This window comes from Neobacillus rhizosphaerae (genome assembly GCF_050477885.1).
In the GTDB taxonomy this organism is placed as follows: domain Bacteria; phylum Bacillota; class Bacilli; order Bacillales; family Cytobacillaceae; genus Neobacillus; species Neobacillus rhizosphaerae_A.
Genome location: NZ_JBCNAC010000076.1, coordinates 47,721 through 66,555 on the forward strand (window position 1 = coordinate 47,721; position 18,835 = coordinate 66,555).

Annotated in this window: 18 protein-coding genes and 1 pseudogene; 5 read left to right on the forward strand and 14 right to left on the reverse strand. The window is 33.8% G+C overall.

What is annotated here, in order from left to right; all coding sequences use genetic code 11:
• Positions 1-9: 9 nt before the first annotated feature.
• The 6 genes from ABES03_RS10200 to ABES03_RS10225 form a co-directional block, all read right to left on the reverse strand.
• A complete protein-coding gene (locus ABES03_RS10200; RefSeq protein WP_430117184.1) occupies positions 10-1,170 on the reverse strand; it encodes a CamS family sex pheromone protein in 1,161 nt (386 codons plus the stop codon).
• A gap of 14 nt (positions 1,171-1,184) precedes the next feature.
• Positions 1,185-2,804, reverse strand: coding sequence for an NAD-dependent DNA ligase LigA (gene ligA / locus ABES03_RS10205; protein WP_430117185.1), 1,620 nt, complete (start codon positions 2,802-2,804; stop codon positions 1,185-1,187).
• 585 nt (positions 2,805-3,389) lie between these two features.
• Positions 3,390-4,916 carry a zinc-ribbon domain-containing protein gene (locus tag ABES03_RS10210; RefSeq protein ID WP_430117186.1) on the reverse strand — a complete coding sequence of 509 codons (1,527 nt, stop codon included), beginning with the start codon at positions 4,914-4,916 and terminating at the stop codon, positions 3,390-3,392.
• Between the two features lie 858 nt (positions 4,917-5,774).
• Entirely contained in the window at positions 5,775-6,299 is a 525-nt protein-coding gene (locus ABES03_RS10215; RefSeq protein WP_430117187.1) for a hypothetical protein, read from the reverse strand.
• Complete coding sequence (locus ABES03_RS10220) at positions 6,287-7,240, reverse strand: tyrosine-type recombinase/integrase (protein ID WP_430117233.1); 954 nt, start codon at positions 7,238-7,240, stop codon at positions 6,287-6,289. The genes ABES03_RS10215 and ABES03_RS10220 overlap by 13 nt, the downstream gene beginning before the upstream one ends.
• Positions 7,241-7,294: 54 nt before the next feature.
• Positions 7,295-7,516, reverse strand: a complete 222-nt coding sequence (locus ABES03_RS10225) for a GmrSD restriction endonuclease domain-containing protein (RefSeq protein ID WP_430117188.1) — start codon at positions 7,514-7,516, stop codon at positions 7,295-7,297.
• A 198-nt stretch (positions 7,517-7,714) separates the two neighbouring features.
• On the opposite strand from ABES03_RS10225, the gene ABES03_RS10230 reads away from it, so the two are divergent.
• Positions 7,715-8,077 carry a helix-turn-helix domain-containing protein gene (locus ABES03_RS10230; RefSeq protein WP_430117189.1) on the forward strand — a complete coding sequence of 121 codons (363 nt, stop codon included), beginning with the start codon at positions 7,715-7,717 and terminating at the stop codon, positions 8,075-8,077.
• A gap of 202 nt (positions 8,078-8,279) precedes the next feature.
• Here the strand turns inward: ABES03_RS10230 and ABES03_RS10235 are convergent.
• The 8 genes and pseudogenes from ABES03_RS10235 to ABES03_RS10270 all read right to left on the reverse strand — a co-directional run bounded on the left by ABES03_RS10235 (position 8,280) and on the right by ABES03_RS10270 (position 16,524).
• Positions 8,280-9,101: pseudogene (locus ABES03_RS10235) on the reverse strand (RNA ligase family protein).
• A 239-nt stretch (positions 9,102-9,340) separates the two neighbouring features.
• Positions 9,341-10,291: an HNH nuclease gene (locus tag ABES03_RS10240; protein WP_430117190.1), complete on the reverse strand. Its 951-nt coding sequence runs from the start codon at positions 10,289-10,291 to the stop codon at positions 9,341-9,343.
• Entirely contained in the window at positions 10,278-12,278 is a 2,001-nt protein-coding gene (locus tag ABES03_RS10245) for an AAA family ATPase (RefSeq protein ID WP_430117191.1), read from the reverse strand. The genes ABES03_RS10240 and ABES03_RS10245 overlap by 14 nt, the downstream gene beginning before the upstream one ends.
• 117 nt (positions 12,279-12,395) lie before the next feature.
• Entirely contained in the window at positions 12,396-13,349 is a 954-nt protein-coding gene (locus ABES03_RS10250; RefSeq protein WP_430117192.1) for a DUF6615 family protein, read from the reverse strand.
• 281 nt (positions 13,350-13,630) lie between these two features.
• Positions 13,631-13,969, reverse strand: a complete 339-nt coding sequence (locus ABES03_RS10255) for a YolD-like family protein (protein ID WP_430117193.1) — start codon at positions 13,967-13,969, stop codon at positions 13,631-13,633.
• A 257-nt stretch (positions 13,970-14,226) separates the two neighbouring features.
• Positions 14,227-14,871 (reverse strand): hypothetical protein, encoded by a 645-nt coding sequence (locus tag ABES03_RS10260; RefSeq protein WP_430117194.1) that lies wholly within the window; start codon positions 14,869-14,871, stop codon positions 14,227-14,229.
• Between the two features lie 29 nt (positions 14,872-14,900).
• On the reverse strand, positions 14,901-15,365 hold the full coding sequence (locus ABES03_RS10265) for a hypothetical protein (protein WP_430117195.1): 465 nt from the start codon (positions 15,363-15,365) through the stop codon (positions 14,901-14,903).
• Between the two features lie 4 nt (positions 15,366-15,369).
• Complete coding sequence (locus tag ABES03_RS10270) at positions 15,370-16,524, reverse strand: helix-turn-helix domain-containing protein (RefSeq protein WP_430117196.1); 1,155 nt, start codon at positions 16,522-16,524, stop codon at positions 15,370-15,372.
• Between the two features lie 336 nt (positions 16,525-16,860).
• Here ABES03_RS10270 and ABES03_RS10275 point away from each other — a divergent pair, with 336 nt between their 5' ends.
• The 4 genes from ABES03_RS10275 to ABES03_RS10290 are packed head-to-tail and all read left to right on the forward strand — an operon-like array spanning position 16,861 to position 18,763.
• Positions 16,861-17,118 carry a hypothetical protein gene (locus tag ABES03_RS10275; protein WP_430117197.1) on the forward strand — a complete coding sequence of 86 codons (258 nt, stop codon included), beginning with the start codon at positions 16,861-16,863 and terminating at the stop codon, positions 17,116-17,118.
• A gap of 15 nt (positions 17,119-17,133) precedes the next feature.
• On the forward strand, positions 17,134-17,490 hold the full coding sequence (locus ABES03_RS10280) for a hypothetical protein (RefSeq protein ID WP_430117198.1): 357 nt from the start codon (positions 17,134-17,136) through the stop codon (positions 17,488-17,490).
• Positions 17,484-17,996: a hypothetical protein gene (locus ABES03_RS10285; protein WP_430117199.1), complete on the forward strand. Its 513-nt coding sequence runs from the start codon at positions 17,484-17,486 to the stop codon at positions 17,994-17,996. The genes ABES03_RS10280 and ABES03_RS10285 overlap by 7 nt, the downstream gene beginning before the upstream one ends.
• The gene (locus ABES03_RS10290; protein WP_430117200.1) at positions 17,996-18,763 is read left to right on the forward strand and encodes a ThiF family adenylyltransferase; all 768 of its coding nucleotides are present in this window, start codon (positions 17,996-17,998) and stop codon (positions 18,761-18,763) included. Before ABES03_RS10285 ends, ABES03_RS10290 begins: the two co-directional genes overlap by 1 nt.
• Positions 18,764-18,835 lie beyond the last annotated feature (72 nt).

Consider the following 18,835-nt stretch of genomic DNA (forward strand, 5'->3'; position numbering starts at 1 on the left):
AAAAGCCTCTTATTGGTAAATATAAACAAATGGTTCTGTGTCATCTGCCTTTTTGACAATGAGTGCTTCTGGACCGTCAACTGAAGTTACACTAACAGAGACTGATAGGTACTTAGGAAAATGCTCCATTACCAAGCCTGTTACATATTGGGTAAAACCAATCCCTTCTGTTTTACCGTAAAACTGAATAGGAATGGTAATATCTAGATCCTGAAGCTGATCACCATTATAATAGGCTCTTCCAATGACCCCATTAAAGTTTGGAAAATAATTTTCTACGTCCTGCTTGAAGTTGAGGAAGGCGATCGAATCATCCCGATGATCCTCTTGGGCATCGCTTGAAGGAAATAGATAATATTTTTCATTAACCTTTTCCCAATCATTCACATTCGCGCTTCCCTTATCAACCGTTGTATAGGTGAAAAACGTACCTGGAACCACCGCAGATTTACTATTTTGTTCAAATAAAGCGATGGTAATAGGAACATCTTTTAAACTCTTAATAGTTCGAGTCCGCTTCACCACTTCCGCCGCTAACTTCTTCCCTTCCTTTTCCATTTCAGCAAAAGGAATCTTCTTCTCTAAGGTATCTCCACCTTCTGTTAATTTGTAATAGTAGATGGAGTTTAGCGCAAGACCAATCGTAACACCAGCAAGTGTTACATTCCCCTTATCATCCTTTGTTAAATAATCATGTTCTAAAATATGAGCCAAATAGATAGGCGATGATGGCTCAGCACCAGGGGCAGCCGTATTGACAGGATTTAAGCCAATATTATCTGCCTGCTTCATTTTGTTTTCTTTTAGCTGCGCATCTGTATACTGTCGGTTCAACCACCCTCTGATGGTCTTCCCTTTAATTTCCTGACCTTCACGAAAGTAATACTTCTCTGTATCAAAGCTGTTTTGAGCAATTCTCATCAAGCCCATTTCAAATTCGTTTAAGTCGTATCTTGTATTTATATTATTAACTACCAATCCACGCGCTTCCCCAGGAACAAATGGCAGGATGGTCCGATAATATTTATTTGAAATATTATACTTTGGTATAATCGCTTTCCCTTTGTCTTTCTCCTTTGTTTGGACCTCTTCATTTTGCTTCTGAAAATTTGGTGCACAAGCACTCAGCAAAAAGACAAGGGAGAGAGCGACTATTGAGAGCTTTCTCATTTCCGAAACACCTCTTACTTATTTAATTCTTCTAACAGCTTCTCCTCATCCCATACTTCAATTCCTAGTTCTTGTGCCTTGGTTAGTTTGCTACCGGCATCATCACCTGCTATCACGAGATGTGTCTTTTTACTTACACTGCCTGCCACATTTCCACCAAGCGCTTCAATCTTTTCCTTCGCTTCATTCCGTGACAACTGTTCAAGCTTTCCTGTAAGAACGACGGTTTTTCCAGCAAAAACACTATCAAATTCCTCTGCAGAAACTGGCTTCGCCCCTTTGTATTCCAAATTGACACCTACAGCAGTTAACTCTTCCATTAACTCCTTCGCTTCTTCTTGTTCAAAATAGGCAACAATCGAGTCAGCCATTTTATCTCCAATTTCGTTAATCGCAATTAACTCCTCTTTTGAAACATCTGCTAATTTGTTCATGGAACCAAAAACCTGGGCTAGCGTTTTGGCTGCTTTCGCCCCAACATGACGAATACCGAGACCGAATAAAAGTTTTTCAAGAGAATTCCTTTTAGAAGTTTCGATTGCCTTCAACAGGTTGGAAACAGATTTTTCCCCCATTCGTTCGAGGGCTAATAGCTGTTCCCTGGTAAGTTTATAAATATCAGCCACATCGCTGATTAATTTTTCCGCAAACAACTGACTTATCACTTTTTCCCCAAGACCATCAATATTCATCGCATCACGAGAAACAAAGTGGATTAACCCTTCGCGAATTTGCGCCGGACATTTTGGATTAATACAGCGTAAAGCTACTTCACCTTCCAAACGGACTAATTCACTTTCACACTCCGGACAATGCGTCGGCATATGGAAGTCCACTTCATTTCCTGTTCGTAGATCTGCCAAAACGTTGACCACTTCAGGAATAATGTCACCTGCTTTTTTCACTACCACTTGATCGCCGATTTTAATATCCTTTTCACGAATTAAATCTTCATTATGGAGTGAAGCACGCTGTACAGTTGTGCCCGCTACTTTAACAGGTGCAAGGATAGCCGTCGGTGTTACTACCCCTGTTCTACCGATGCTTAACTCAATATCTAGCAGAGTGGTGACTACTTCCTCAGCAGGAAACTTGTAAGCTATTGCCCATCGTGGACTTTTTGCTGTTGTTCCAAGCTCAGCCTGCTGCTCGAGAGAATCTACTTTTATGACAATCCCATCGATTTCATAAGGAAGATGAGGCCGTTTTTCTACCCAGCTGTTCACAAACTCTATTACTTCATCAATTGTGGCACATTTTCTTCGCTCTTTATTTGTTTTAAAGCCAAGATGGTCTAAATAATCAAGGCCTTCACTATGGGAAACAACCCCGCTTTCGCCGACATTGCCAATTCCGTATAAAAACACATCCAGCTTTCTTGAGGCAGCAATTTTGGGATCCAACTGTCTTAATGAGCCTGCAGCAGCATTTCTGGGATTAGCGAATAACTCCTCGCTGCGCTCCGCCCTTTTCTCATTCAAAGCCTCAAACGAACGCTTCGGCATATAGGCTTCCCCGCGGACCTCAAGTGAAATATTTTCTCGTATTCGAAGCGGAATCGATTGAATCGTCTTTAAATTAGCGGTGATATCCTCGCACAATTTCGCCTTATAGGTAAAACCTTTTTTGTACAACTTGACATAAAACCATTAATATTATCATAAGTAACGATAAATTTCAGGTAATCTTTTAATTTTGAATTTAGACAACCACAGATATATATTATGCACTATTTTATTCAAAAAAACGACAGTTTTAATTATAAATTACCCAACCAAACATTATCAGTAAAACAAAATATGTCCAAAAAGACCATTAATAATCAACAAAGTTGTATTTTGGTATTTTTCATGTGGCTTCTCAAATTGTAACTCTTATTAACGAAATAAAAATGTACTGAAAGAAAGACAATCGGTTCAGCAATTTTATGACAAGTGGTCTTGTCTCCTTTAACCACTTTTTATTAAGGCACTGGTACCACCATTAACAGCCCATTTTTGATGGACTAATGGAAGATTTGTATGAGCAGTTCTAACCAACCAAGGACCTGATAAAACAGAAGAACTAAATCAAAAAAATGATTAGATGAGTTGATACGGGGATTCTTGGAGACTTAATCAATAGGCTAAACACTCATACAAATTTCAGATGCATTAAGCTTGAGGAATTCCTTAATACCTATGAGCATTTAAGACAAATTAGGCATGCCACTGTTCCTGTTACTGTAGGAATAGTTTTTCATAATCCTTTTTAAACATCCATTTGAATCCGCAAGTTGTTGCTGTTGCATATTTGCCGTTACAAGCTTTCGATATGGTCGCAGGACTTATGTGTAATTCGCTGGCCGCCTTTCTGGCTGACGGCCATTCCTTTATTAGTTTGTCGCCCAACGAGAGTTGCACGATAGGCTTCCCGCTTGCCGTTCCGTTTGTTTTTCCGTTTTTTCGTTGCACTTCTTTTGGATCGTAATCAACCAACCCCAATTCTTTTCCTTGTCGGAGATACCGATGTGCGGTTGAATGGTGAAGCCCCATTATATATGCAATTTCTACTGTACTTTTTATTCCATCATTCCAATGTTCACAGGCAACCTTTACCCACGAACTTACAGAATGATTATGAGCTTCCGTCCAATCGATGTTTGATAAGTCAAAAAACAAATTTAGCGGACTTTTTAGGACTTCGTCTTTGATATACGACAATATAGATTTAGAGCAATCTATGATGATATAATGCTCAACATTTCCCTTTTCCTTAATTGCCAAGTCTTTTTTATCTTGGTCATTCTCTTGTATTTCTTTCGCAGTAGAAGACCATCCCCCGATTTCATGCTGCCCCCCATGTGTTTCAATAATGCATTTTAATTGTTTAATATAGAAATCAAATCGTTTGCCTTTTGACCAACTAAACACCTTTTGAAATTCAAACTCCATGAGTTGTTTTAAATCTTGTAGTTGTTTCAAAACATTGAATATCAGCTTTTCAGGATAGCTAATACCGTCCCCACATTTGGAACAAGAAAAACCATTTCTAACGACGAGGCAGATTTTTTTTGGGGGTGAAATATGGTCACAATTGGGACAAAGAAACTCTTCCCTTTCATGGCTTCCAGCACTTAACTCTTTCCCTTTATCCGGATTTACCAATAATTGGGCAATTTGGGGGTGAGTAGTCCATAAATCATTATAACCCGCTAAAACCTTATGTCCGCCATGATAAGGGCAACAGGTCTTATTGGGTCCTGTCCTATTATGTACCGTCGCTTGATAGGGTTTGTTGCATATGGGACAATTCCATAAGACATTCTTGCTATACGAATACGGGATTTTACTGGGTGGCAGAGAGTTTTCATCGCTATATTCTTGTACCAAATAATCCAAATTATTATTTTTCGCAAAGAATTCTAACGATTTTTCATAAGCAAGGTTTAACAATCTTTTCTGATGAGCTGCTACAGCTGCATGACTTCTGCACCTGTCTATCCCACCATTCTTTTCCCTGCTCGTCGAGACAACTAGATAGGTTTGAGGTTCAGGAGTAGGTATTTCACACTCATCACAAATTTTTGTAACCATTACACTGCATTTAGGCAGCAAATCCTCCACTTTCACTAAAACGGGAACACTATAATCAACAACCAGCCCGGATTTACCTTTTTTTTTAGGTATTTCATACTTTTTGCTTTCATAATATCCAACAGTGCGACCTGTTAATGTTACCCAAACTTCTAGTTCTTTAATAGCCAAGTAATTTCCTCCAAACTCAGGAATTGATGAGGTGTACATAAAATTCGAATCAAAGCAGTAAACAATGCAATTTTTATTCATTTACACCCTCGTGGTAAAAGAAGTATAAAACTGGTAAATTCAAGTTTTTTAACAAACCAGGACGGGAACTCCTAAAAAAACGGAACATGAAATATTCTAAAATAACACAAAATATACACAGTATTAATATGTAATATATTTCCACTACACATACATTAAATTGAATAAATATTACAAAAAAATATATATCACCAATAATCTTTATGCGATTGATAAGTTCGTTAACCCTTAGACATATTGCGTCAAAATAATTTTAAGAAGGTACAAAAGAAATTCTCTACTCGTGAGATTCTATAAATAGACTTTTTTATAAGGCTTAAACACGTAAAAGGAAAAAAATAAAAATAATTGAATGTGTCATGGTTAAGATAATAGAAAGTAGCATAAAGGGTGCTGAAAGACGGATAATCAAGAGCGGCTCGGAATTTATTTCCCTTCTAATTAAATGACCAATTGCGAGATATACAGGACGAGCCGGGCTACTCATTGATTCAGTTAAGCTTATTGTTGATTTCAGACTTGTATCACAGTGTGTTGAAAATGGTGGAGCTATTTTTGAAGAGTTGAAGTAGATTAAAAACGAAGTAAATGAACGATTGAAATTAAAGTAGAGGAAAATATATAATCATCTTAATCAAGAGTACGAAAAGCCACCTTTTAATAGGTGGCTTAGTTTTATAATATTAACCTAGCAATTTGTAACGTTTTTAATTATGCGTTTCTATGCGTTCCTTCCTATGCTCAATTAAGTAATAACCCCAAACAATCCTTTTTAGGTTATTTTATAATAGGAATTACTTCAGCTTTTTGAATATTATTCTCCCCAGATACTATTTTACGTCTCACATTATTATACCTTTGCTGTAGTTCCTCCTTTTCCTCTTTTAAATGTTTTAACTCCTTTTCAACTAATGAAACTTTTCTTCTCATTAGTTCAATCTGAACGTCTCTCTCCCCCATCTGTTTTATTCTTTTTTCAAGCTTTGAGATGTCTTCAGAAAGTTTTTCATTCCTTTTAACAGGATCTTGTTGATTGTAATTATCCATTCTAAGTTGGGTATAATTTTTTAATAAATTGTTATTGTAAATAGTTTGCCGAGCTACTTTAGACTCTTTTGCAATACCATTTATTGACGGTCTGTTCTTTGTTATTTCATTTTGAATTACTTCTTGTTTTGCAAGCTTTTCACTGAGGACTGCCTCCATTTTTTTTAAGTATTCCATAATTTTAGGTTCTACTAATTCGTTTTTAATGCCCAATTTTTCTAAAGTGAGATTAATAGTCTCAATTAATTCATCCATTTCCTAACCTCATCATATATAGTTTTAAAATTGTCTATAAAAAAAGAAACCTGGGGGTACTTTTCTATTACTGCTGCTACGCCCTTTACTTTTGTTTCCTTTTCTAATTCATCAAGCTCTGGAATTAGATATTTTTTAACAATCATTTTTAACTTACTAGTTTCCTTATCAGCAGCCTTTATTAATCCTCTGTCCTGATTGTATTTAATGGTTTTTAATAAAGTAGTATATTTCTCGTAATTAATATCGATCATGAAAAAAGAATGGAAGAGGTTTATACACATACCATACGCACAATAGAATGAATCAGTAGAATCGCTTTTGCTGCATTCCCTAATCGGGCCGCTCTTAATACAAATACCACCACTTTTAGCCCGAATCGGCACTTTTTTAGTTAGACCTTTGATGATTTCATCTAAGTCAGTTGCTACATTCAACTTAGAATACTGTACATACTCATTAATATGTAACATTAGGGTATCCTTGCCTTCACCCATAATTTCTGTCTCCCCTGTAACTAGCATTTTCATTACAGACTCAGAAAGTTCCTTTTCTTTTTCTAAGTCTTTCTCTTTCCTATAATAGCCTTCCGTTATTTCCTTTGTTAGATGATTCATATGTCTTTGAATATATAGTATAGGAACATTTTGATTAATGAGGTCGGTACATAATTTAACCCTAAACTGATGTGGCCGAGGAAGACTTATAGTATCCGTTGGTTTATGTTCTTCAAAATAACTACGGCTTATAACGTTTCGTTCCATTAATATACCTATATTTTGATGATGCAACTTCGGGTGCTCATTTTGGATGTTAATACAGCTTATTTCTTTTGCATGTTTCAATGAAATGGCAGTTAACATTCTGTATAAAGTATTTTCAGTTACAGGTAACGTCCTTGCCTTAAGTGGGACGTTCCTTGTCAGTTTTCTCCGCGAGATCTCTAATTACAATTAGCAGAATTAAAATGGAGGTAGTACGCTGCTGGCCATCGACTATTTCAAAGTAACTAAACCCGTTTTGCGTTCTACACTTATTGCTATTACAGAACCTAAATAATGAGTTTCTCCTGCTTCAAGATTAATCAAATCCTCCCATAAATCGTTCCATTGGTCTTTACCCCAGTTGTAGGTTCTTTGATAAAGAGGAATTCTGTAAACTTCGTTAACACTTCCAAGCAGCTTTCCGATATTTAGGTTTTTTGCATCTATTGACATAATATTTCTCACTCCTAAAACTCGCACCACTATCAATAATTCAATTATGTGCATTTACGCACAAAATTATACGTTATGTATAGTTTTTTTAGAATATCCGTGCATTTACGCACTTTATATTTTCTTTTTAAAAAAATTTGTTATGATAATTTATAAATAGGAAAATAAATTCTATTTCACATAGTGGGGTTTATAATTATGACAAATGTTGGGGAAAAATTAAAAAAAATAAGAGAAGATAAGGGCTTTTCACCACTTGATTTAGAAGCGATATCCGGTGTTAATAGAACAACTATTTCTAGAATAGAAAATAATTTACAATCTCCAACAGTTAAAACCTTATTAAAGCTTTGTAAATCATTACATACTTCAATTAATGATTTGTTTGAGGACAGTGAAAATAAACAGGATTGCGAAGACGTACAGGACAATGAAAGTATAGGGTCCAGTGAAGACAAGTCGGAAGAAATGATTAACTTAGTTGAAACGGCGAAAAAATTAACACCCAACCAAAAACAAAAAATAACAGAAATGATTGAATCCTTTATAACGGAAAAGTAATTTATAATAGAGACTTTGGGCTTTTGATTAAAAAAATTATTACCAGAAAAAGCTGATTCCCCTTAATTAGGAAATCAGCTTTTTTATTACCTTGTGAAGAAGTGTACTTAAGTAAAATGCCCTATAGTTTAGTACAAACCTTCACAATGTAAAAATAAAAGGATAGAGCAAATCGCTCAATCCATACAATTCCTTTCATTATTTAAGACCATTTTACAAATGACGGGATTCGAAGGTACCCAGCTTTGGTTAGGTTCCTATACTTCACTCCACACTGGGTTGGCTTAATAAATTTAAATTTATCATCCTCGGAAATAACTTGATACTTCCGGTACAGGTTTTTAATTTCATTCTGCGGCATAAATTCCATAACTCCAGCTGGCTTGCCATCAAGAAAGGTTAGTAGGAGCCCGAATTCACCTTTTCTAATTCCGGTAATAAGAACGTCATCATAGTGATAATTAATGACCTTTAGCCACGATTGGCTTCGTTTACCTACCTCGTAGCGAGAATCCTTACGCTTAAGGACAATTCCTTCTAGGCCCTGTTGACGGACCAAATCAAAGTATGCGGAGCCATAACCTTCTAAATATCTCACCTTCACTACTAAACTTGTGTCCTGGGGTATAATTTCGTCTAGAAGCTGTTTTCTATCCATTAATGGCAGCCGGGTAACGGACTTACCTTTATATTGAATTACGTCAAATACTACATAACTTAACGTGCCATTTTCTATGATTTTTCGCTTTGATTGGAACCGAGAAATCATGGCTTCAAAATCCGGTTTTCAGGCTGAATCAGTAACAATAATCTCTCCATCCAATACCGTACCATTGGGGATATCTATAGTTAATAGCTCCGGGAACCGGGCTGTAACCTCATTGTTGTGGCGAGTATATAGCTTTACTTTATTATTAATCTTAGTAAATATTAATCTAATGCCATCTAGCTTTAATTCCGTAATAAATGAATCATCATCAAATGGATGATCTATTGTCTGTAAAAGCATTGGTGCAAAAAACACTTATACCACCTCAACGTAATTGTAAGACATAAACACAATCGAATCATTGGTTTTTTGTTGTCATTTATGGAATTTCTAACTTAAATCCATAATTTTTAATAAAAATGAACAATGTATGATGGTCAAGATGGTAAGAAATTTCTTCTCAATCTTTCCAAATAGAGCTGACTTTTTAATAATGAATCACCAAAAGGAAATTTTTAAATTGGAAGACGTTTCAAGTAATATAATTGTTTTACTTATACTTTATTGAGGTCTAATTTGTTAGGAAATATATTGAATTCTTCATAAATATCATGTGTTACCTTTGATAGAGGACGATTACCCCAACTTTCCTTATTAATGTAACTCATAAATATTGAATTAATTACTTCGTCTTTTGACCCAAACAAATCCGGAAACTGTTCTAATAATTCATCTATTCTACTATCATTATAAATAACTACCTTCCGAATAATTTCCCGTATATAGTCGTTATGTTCTTTATATAATAGTTCAATTTTTAAATGCTCTTTTATATTCTTAACCTTACAATTTTGTTTTTCATCTCTACTAATCAACTTTATATCAAAATTGTTACTGACCCCTGTCCAATACAGGAAATCATTATTAATAGGTGATGTTTGAAAAACTACATCATGACTAAATTCATCATCATATGGATAATACAAATCATTTATTTTATCGTATGTATTTAAATTTTTCTTTTTTGAATTACATATACTACAACTTGGTATTAAGTTATATAAGGATACTGAAAGATAAGAAAATAAGCTTTTGGGAAAATAATGATCAAATTGCGGGCGTATTCCTTCATTTTCTAAAGTAAAAGTATACAGTCTATTACAATAAGGACAAACTCTTACATTTAATTTATCCAGCAGTGCCTTTGACCATATTCTTCCAGTAAAGTTTAAATATAATCTTTCAAAAGGATCATCCTTTTTTTTAGGAATTTTACCCACGGCATCTATAATTTTAATTATTTCCTCTTTATTACCAATTAACAATGTTTGAAGTTTATTTTCTATAAGATTTCCTGATTGATCATATAAATAGTTCATTAACTTTTTATATTCTTTCTCACCTTTTACCTTTTCAATTTCCGCCCTTACTTGCTTATTAGTGTCTTTATAGTGTGCAGTTTCAATTATTTTCTTTATATTGTCATTAATATTAATTTTTATCATTATGTTTTACCTCCAATTCACTAATATTTTTCTGGAGGTTTTCTATCTGTTTTTTTAACATATCAATGGTTACTGTTATCTTTGTAGAGTCTTCATACCTTTTTAACTTATCTTTTAGTTTTAAGTTTTCATTAAATATACCAGTAAAATCTAACCTAAATTTGTCATTAAACATTTTTATAATTCTATTTTTTATTAGTGGCTCGCCGATAGAATTAATAATAAACAGCCACTCGTTTTTTTCTTCCTCAGTCACGTCTTCAATCTTTCTATCATTTATTAAGTTAATTACATCTTTTATTTTACTGGTTGCAAATTCTCCCATTGTAGAAGACATAAAAAATCCATCTTTTAAAAGAGAGTGAATATTGGCACCAAAAGTATTGATGGTTCTTTTGGTCGGTATACAATTACCGTTATTATCTTTTTCTAAAAATATAATATTATTTGATTGAATGTCAGATAAGATAAATGGAGAGTGTGTCGAAACAATAACCTGAAAATTCTTTTTACCCCCACTTAAATCTTCTAAGAAAAGAATCAAATCATTAATAAAATTTCTTGTCAGTTCTGGATGCATTCTTACCTCTGGTTCGTCTAACAAAATAATGTACTTTTCTTTATTAGAAGCAAATGAAGAAATCTGTTCATATAATGAGGCAAAAAAGCCTAAATATGCACTTTCACCGTCACTAAGATTTTCAATTGAATATCCAAAGAAATCATTAAAAGTTGAAATCTTCTCTTCGAAGTCACTATTTAAATATTCATCAACAGACACGCTAATCAATTTCAAGAGTTTTTGAATATCTACTTCTCTTGCAATATCTAAGCCCATGTATTCCTTGTTAAATTTTATATTTTTGTTGGTTAATAATTCATCAACCAAAGCTTTATAGTTTTTTAGAATATGCTGCTTTGTTTTTTGTTCATGGAAATGTTCATGTTGAAAGCGAATATCTGAAATTTTTTCTACAATATCATAATAGTAATTTAAGAATCCTTTCAATGACTTTGATTCAACCTTTATTCCGTAAAATAAATCCTTTATGTATTCTCTCACCTCATTACCTGAAAGATAGAAGAGAGCATAGTAGTAGTAATGTACAAAAGATTCAAGAACTTTACAAATCGCTTTATCTTTCCCGTTAAGTTCATTATATGAATGTTGTAATTTTATTTTTGATTCATTATCACCCTTTAGATAAATGCTCTTATAATTTATTTTCAATGTATATAATTCGTCTTGAAACAAATGCCTTTGTGTTTTTTGTAATAATTCATAGAGCATTTTAACTTTTATACCCAAAAATTTGGATTCAAATTGGGAAACCCTCCTGGGTACTGAAATTTTGTTATCATCTTTTGGTGCTACGGAATTGACATCATAATATTTGTGGCTTAGATTTTCACGAAGTGATATTATTGCAAGTTTTCCTTTTGCATTCTTAAAATCTAAGTCATATTTATAATTCAATATTCCAGAACTATAATTACATATCACCGCAAACCAATATTTCTCTCTCCAATAATTAAAGTCACCTTCCGATAATGGCTTTATAAGGTCTTGAAAACTCTCAATGTCATTCCCTTCAATGCAGAATAAATCTTCACCATTATCATCTTTACCCATATAGTAGATGAAAAAGTAAATCGAGTGTTTAATTACTTCTTTGATATCCTCTGGTAAACGATAAGGACCTTTCTCTTTTTTATAAATTACTTCGATTTCTGAGTGACTTTTATTTCTATCATCTATTCTTAGTCCTAATACATCCAATAAATTTGTTTTACCTACACTATTTTTACCTACTATGGCATTAATATTGGTTATATGTTTAGGATATATTGAAATCAAATTATTATTTGGTGTTATTTTGATGCATTTGTTTGCATTATCAAAGTTTATTATAAATTTCTCACTAAAATTTAGTTCAACTTCTTTAAAGTTCCTAAACTTATCTATCCAAGCATATATTAGCTCCATCAATTTCTCCCCCTAAACTCTGTCTTCGACATCATTCATGTCTTTTCTATCCCCAAAATGAAGGATTTGAGCACTCTTGTTGGATAGGAATTATTTTCTTGAAAATACCCATCATGTTTATACCTTATTGTTTTTCTCAAATATAGGCTCTTTTGAGACGGTAATAATAATAGGTAGGTTCTTTACTCCAAATCCCATTTTTTCTTTTAACCACTTGATAAATCTATTCATTATTTTGCCTAGAAACTTAATTGTTTCACCAATACCAAAAACAGAAACATAAAAAGTGTCGCTATCTCTCTTTCTATTTTTAAGTATCCTTTCGGTGACTTTATCAACAAACCACTCATTTTTTTTCATAAATGGATGAGAAGTAAGTTCGTCTGTTACTATCTGATCTAAAACATAAGCAGGTAGTTGGTTGTGCCGGTAATCAATATCTTTAAATCCAGGATTCCTATCTAAAAACTCATTTATAATTCTTTTTGGTTCTTTCTCAGCTATACTTGCCAAATCATGCATTGGATCTGCAAACTCATCCAAGGTTTTATAGTCGTCATTTATTTTCCTGTTAACATCGCGTGTGGAGTCAATATCTTCTGCATGAGCATATTTCCACGCCTTATCTTCAATATCTTTTTGGGTTTTACCCTCAAAATATCTATTATAAAAGCAGTATAGCGGAATAGCTTTTTCATCTTTTGCTGCACTAATTAGAAGGTCAATTTGGAACCCATCCTCATTATAATGATTAATATCAGTATATTTTGCAGGTGTTCTCTTTCCTGGTGGATCTTGTTTTTTTGCTTGAATCCGCAAATGTATTGCCTGCATTTCTTCCCCTTTTTCACCTTGATAGAGTATCCACCATTCTAAGTCAGCACCTTTTTTTGGTTCATTATGCCCTGGGATAACAAATAGGTTTTCGTTGCGATTATCCCTTAGTTCCAGAATAATGTAATCCGTAATCGATGGTTCGCTTGTACTAGGGGATCTGTACAAAGCTCTATAGATTGTATTGACCGTAATATTTTTGAACAATGCAGTTATTTCAGTAGTTGGAATGTGCATAGATATACCTCCTGGAACTTTACACTTCATCTATGTAAATACTAGTATTGCAATTTATAGATGTAAAGGTAAATTTTGTATTATTCAACTTATTAGGATTACAACTATTTTATTTAACTAATTTCTACCAATTTTCCAGTAATGCATGAAATATCTTAATATAAATTAATCGGGGAGGTATTAAATATGAACAATAACCTTTAACAGACCTTTAAATTATAAAGGCCGGAACATACAAAGCTGAAATAGTCGGTGAATAAATTTGTAAATTTGAACCCCAATCAATCAACAACAGACAAATCTATAACATCCCCAAAATCAACCCTTCGAAAATCCCCTCTTTGAAGTTCAATCCTTAGTTGGTGTGTTATTGGATCTAAGTAATGGATTTGACCAGTTATTTCGGATAAAAAACCGTCAGTCCATATTGTTACTTTTACTGGTAGGTTATACTCCATCGCATAACAGATACGTAGGTCAAACTCCTCCTTCACATATTCATCAATGATCGGCCTTTTCATACGTTTCTGGTCGATCCAAAGATTTCGTTGTGACTTAATCAATTCCGGCATTCCAAACGCAAACTGCCATTTCTTTTTACCGCGATCTTGTATCGCCATATTACTCACCTCCACACCATTATACACGAACAGATGTTCTGTTTTAAACAAAAATAAAAAGGACCATTTTAGGTCCATCAATTAACCCTCTTTAAGATAGTAGTTTTTCTGAGTAATAATTCAAAATGATTAATTTTTGCAATACCCCTTATATAGATTATAAATACTCTGCAATGCAATATATGGATTAACTTATGTATTATATAAATATCTTTGCATGCTTTAAATTGCCTAGATTGTAGAGTAGAACAGGATATTTATTTTCTCTCCTCAATACATTGTGAAGTAATCTGTTGGAAAAGTTCAATCCTTTTATTTCCTAAGTATTTCACATAAGTCAAATATGCTATAAACATAGTCGTCAAAAATAAGAAATCATAGAAGCCAAATCTACTAACTAAAACGTTTAAACTATTAGGGATGTGATTTGAAAGTAATATCTCTCTTCCTATTAACAATCCCACACTTACCATAATCCCAAAGATGGAAGTATAATAGTAATCTCTCTCCTTATCCTGCTTAATTACTTTAAAATATGCTTCTAAAAGACGTAATTTTTTTAAGTCATGATTGCAGCTAATTAATATTTCACTTTTTATAATTTGTAAATTCACTAAGATGTCCTCATCTACACTTCGCTTTCCAATTAATTTGTTTACAAAATAATGACCACCATCTAATGAATTAGTCCATTCATATAGATTAGAAAACGATTCACGATCAAATTTTAAAATGTCACTATTCTCTCTTGTTGCTAAAAATCTAAGGAATATTATCATTAAGCAATATATTATTACTCTTATAAATATTTCTCTTAGTAATTCAATATGGACCCAAATGGATAAAATAATCGAGATTATAAAAACAACATACAAAATTCTAGTTTGATTTTTTTTCTTCATTTATTTTTACCTTCATAAAAAAATTTGACTTATGTTCTGTACATTATTGGGTTAAATCGGGCTAGTTGATTAAGTAGCTTTTTTTCAGTAACAGCGGTAATTGCTCCAGAAAGTGCTATTTTTCTAATAATATCGTTTCTCCATATAAATGGGATATTTTCAATTTCACATTCTCTTCTTAAGGGATTACAATTGGTAACACAGGTCCAACCATTTTCCTTAGCCAAAATTAAGCATAAATGATCTTGAAATGAAAGAGTTCCCCTTCTTGTCATAGCATCAAATAAATGCTTAACATTTGGCTCAATAATATGGATACCTAATGAATAACAGTCACTCTTATTAATGAATTTTATCTGTTCTAAACCTGACGAAGCTAAATGGATTTGTCCCACACTACTAGAAATTAAAGGAATAAGAGCCTTATCGGATTTATATAAATCATAGAGCATATTTACATCTAAAATAAGATATGTTTCTTCCTTACCCTCCATTAAATTACTCCCATTCAAACTCGAACCATTGATCTATTCTTTTCTGTATCGAGTCTATGTCAATTCTTAATATCTCTGCCGCTCTACTTTTTGAAATTAAATCCTTCTTGTAAGCCTCATGTACAAGTCTAGATAAGCGATCCTCTATAAAAGCAGAAGATGATAATGAATCCGGTTCTTGAGCTCTAAGTACCTCGGAAAAACTACTTGAGTCTAAAGCTTCGGGCTCTTCTTTCATAGAAAGAGTCTTTCCTGACCTTGATCTATATGCACTCTGAAATTGACCCCAGACTCTTTTCCCAAATCTTTCAGATAATCTGTATAGTACAGTTTTGTAGCTAACCTGAAAAATACGTTTAACTTTTAATACCCTATCGACAAAATCTAAGCCTGCTGTCTCCTTCCATTCTCTATTGAATGCTTCTATAGGCATTTGAAAATAAGATGCAAATGTATTTGCTTCATTTTCCTCTACTGGATCTTCATCTATTTTTTCCAAATCAAGGTCATTGAAATGAAGCAATAAATGACCCAACTCATGAATTGCACTGAAAATCCATCTTTCAACGGAAATACGATCCCAAACGTTTACTACTACTGCTGGCCCTCCTTCCTCCTTACCTACCGATAAACCAAAAAAGCCTTCCGTTGCCATACTAATTTGATATACTTTTATTCCATTATCTTCGAGCAAACCTGCAATATCTCTTATTGGCTCAGTTTCCTGCAAATCTAAGAACATCCTAGCCTGATTAGCTGCATAGATGGCCCTTTCTGTTCCAGGTTTCATTTTAGCCAGTTGTTTAACTAGATGCTCAAATTTGAAACTTTCATTTATATCCAAAATTTCTTCTAACTGTTTATAATCCTCTAACCATCGTGCAACCTCAGTTATGATATGATCTCTATTATTCATTTTCTTTAGTGCCCTAAATCTTACCTTTTCAAGCCTTTTTACAGGTGCAAATAATTCCTGCAACTGGATACCAAATCCTGTAGCAATAGATTGAAGAGTAGAAATCTTCGGGGTTGAATCTCCGTTTTCGATATTTCTATATGCAATCCTCGATAGATTTGACAAACTAGCTGCCTGTGTTTGATTTAAACCATTGGATTCTCTTATTCGTCTTAGATTTGCACTAATTGTTTTTTGATCCATATTACCACCCTTAAAAAAAAAGTAACTTATCATTAGTATATACAAAAATACAAAAAAAGGATATAAATCAAATATACTTTACAAAAAATATTTTACTGTTTTTTTGTAAATAATACTTGTCTTTTTTGTCACCATATTCTAATATGTAAATATAGGTACATCCTTCCAACTGAAAGGAGTGTTTAATCTTCAAAAAGTAAAAGATGACAAAAAAAACACAGCATTTGCGAGATGCTGTGCGGCGGCCATTGGATAGCCAGAGTTTGTTATAAAAATATCGTCTTTCATTATAACACATCCTCTGGCAGATTTAAAACATCACAAGGAGGAATTCTTATGAATTCAAATCAAAATCAGAAACATGAAGATAACGGTAAAGGTAAAGATATTGTAAATATCTTTATTAACGAATCAACCTACCAAGTACACCAAGGTCGGCTTAACGTTTCAGAAATTCGTGCTCTAAATGATATCCCGATTACGGATGTTATTTATCAATTACCAGCTTATCTGTTACTCGACAACGAAGGATTTGTAACCGTCCATGGCGGCGAGCAATTTAAGTCCGGTGGATCATCTGGTCATTCGTCTTAAAGGAGGCGTAAACTGATGTATCCTACAAATCAAATTCAATTACTTCGCCACATATATGGTCCAAACGTCGAAGAACGAAGAGATGGCCAAAATCTTTACTTATTTATTCCGGGGCTAACCATGCCCCAGAATTGTACACCAAATAAAACAGATGCTTTATTCTGTACTCAGAGCTTTGCTCCAACAACTGGCGGTTACACATCCCGATTGTTTTTGAAGGATAATGTGGAATCCCCTCACAAACCAAATAATTATCAATCATATTTAATAGCTGGTGAAACCTGGTATGCTTTTTCTCACAATAATGTAGTAGCTGGCCCATTTCCTGAGATGATTTTAAATCATTTAAGGGGGTTCTTGATTCCTTGTTAATCAGCATATCCAAACAAAACTTTAATAAGATTAGGGACGATTTAGCTCGTCCCCACCCTTTTGCTTTTGAACGAGTAGGGTTTGTTTTCATTAAGCCAGACAGCAAGAATACTATTAATATTATTGATTATTTATCTGTTCCTGATGAATTTTACATCAATAATCCAAAAGTGGGTGCGGAAGTAGACCATCGTGCGATTGTTATGGCGATGAAAAGGGCTGATCACAATAACGAAGGTGTTTTACAGGTTCACGAGCATGGCGGCAAAGGAATACCGAAGTTTAGCCGTGTAGATATTGATTCTCATCCTGTATACCTAAGATCCTTCCGTAACGCGAATCCTCGTGCAACACATGGATTCCTACTCTTAAGCGAAGATTCCATGGTAGCAAGAGTCTGGAAACCAGGAAGCAAAGTTTCCCTTGATACAAAAAAATTCGCGATTTCAAAAGGTTCCTTCTTTAGTTGGTTAACTGACTTATTTACAAAACGGGGGAATTTATAATGAAAAATAATAGACAATCTTTTCTTGGTGACAGCCTAGACTATATTCTCGAAAACACTAAGGTTGGGGTAATCGGTTTAGGCGGTGGTGGATCTCAAATAGTTCAGCAGCTTGCCCACATTGGTTTTAAAAACTACATTCTTTGTGACTATGATGTATTTGAGGACACTAATATTAACCGTACCGTCGGCTCAAAATTGGAGGATATAGCAAAAAGCTCCACAAAATTAAGCATCGCAGTTCGCCTTATTCGGGGGATTATTCCTGATGCTAATATCATCGAAATAAACGATAAATTTCAAACAGCTCCGGCCGAAATAGTAAAGGCAGACATTTTATTCGGCTGCTTAGATGGTCTTAGAAATCGAGAACAGTTAGAAAACTTGGCTAGAAGGAACAAAATTCCTTATATTGATATTGGTATGGACGTTACTCACCCATCTAATATACCAGTAATTAGAGGGCAAGTAATTGCCAGTTTACCCGAAATGCCATGTATGTGGTGCATGGGGTTCATAAATAAAGAACACCTAACGAGGGAAGATGCAGCATATGGAGAAGCCGGTATTCGCCCTCAAGTAATATGGCCAAATGGAACTTTAGCTTCAACAGCTATCCATATAGCAATGAATCTTCTTACAAATTGGACAAAAAAATCCGATAAACAAGTTCTTTATTATGAGTACGATGGAAACAAGGGAACTGTGAGACCACATATCCACTTCGAAATGAACAAATTCAAAATATGTGATCATCACAATTATTAATGTTGGAATTAATGTTCATCAAGAAATATAACAATTATTGTTATTAAACTATTAAATTTAATACGATAAAAT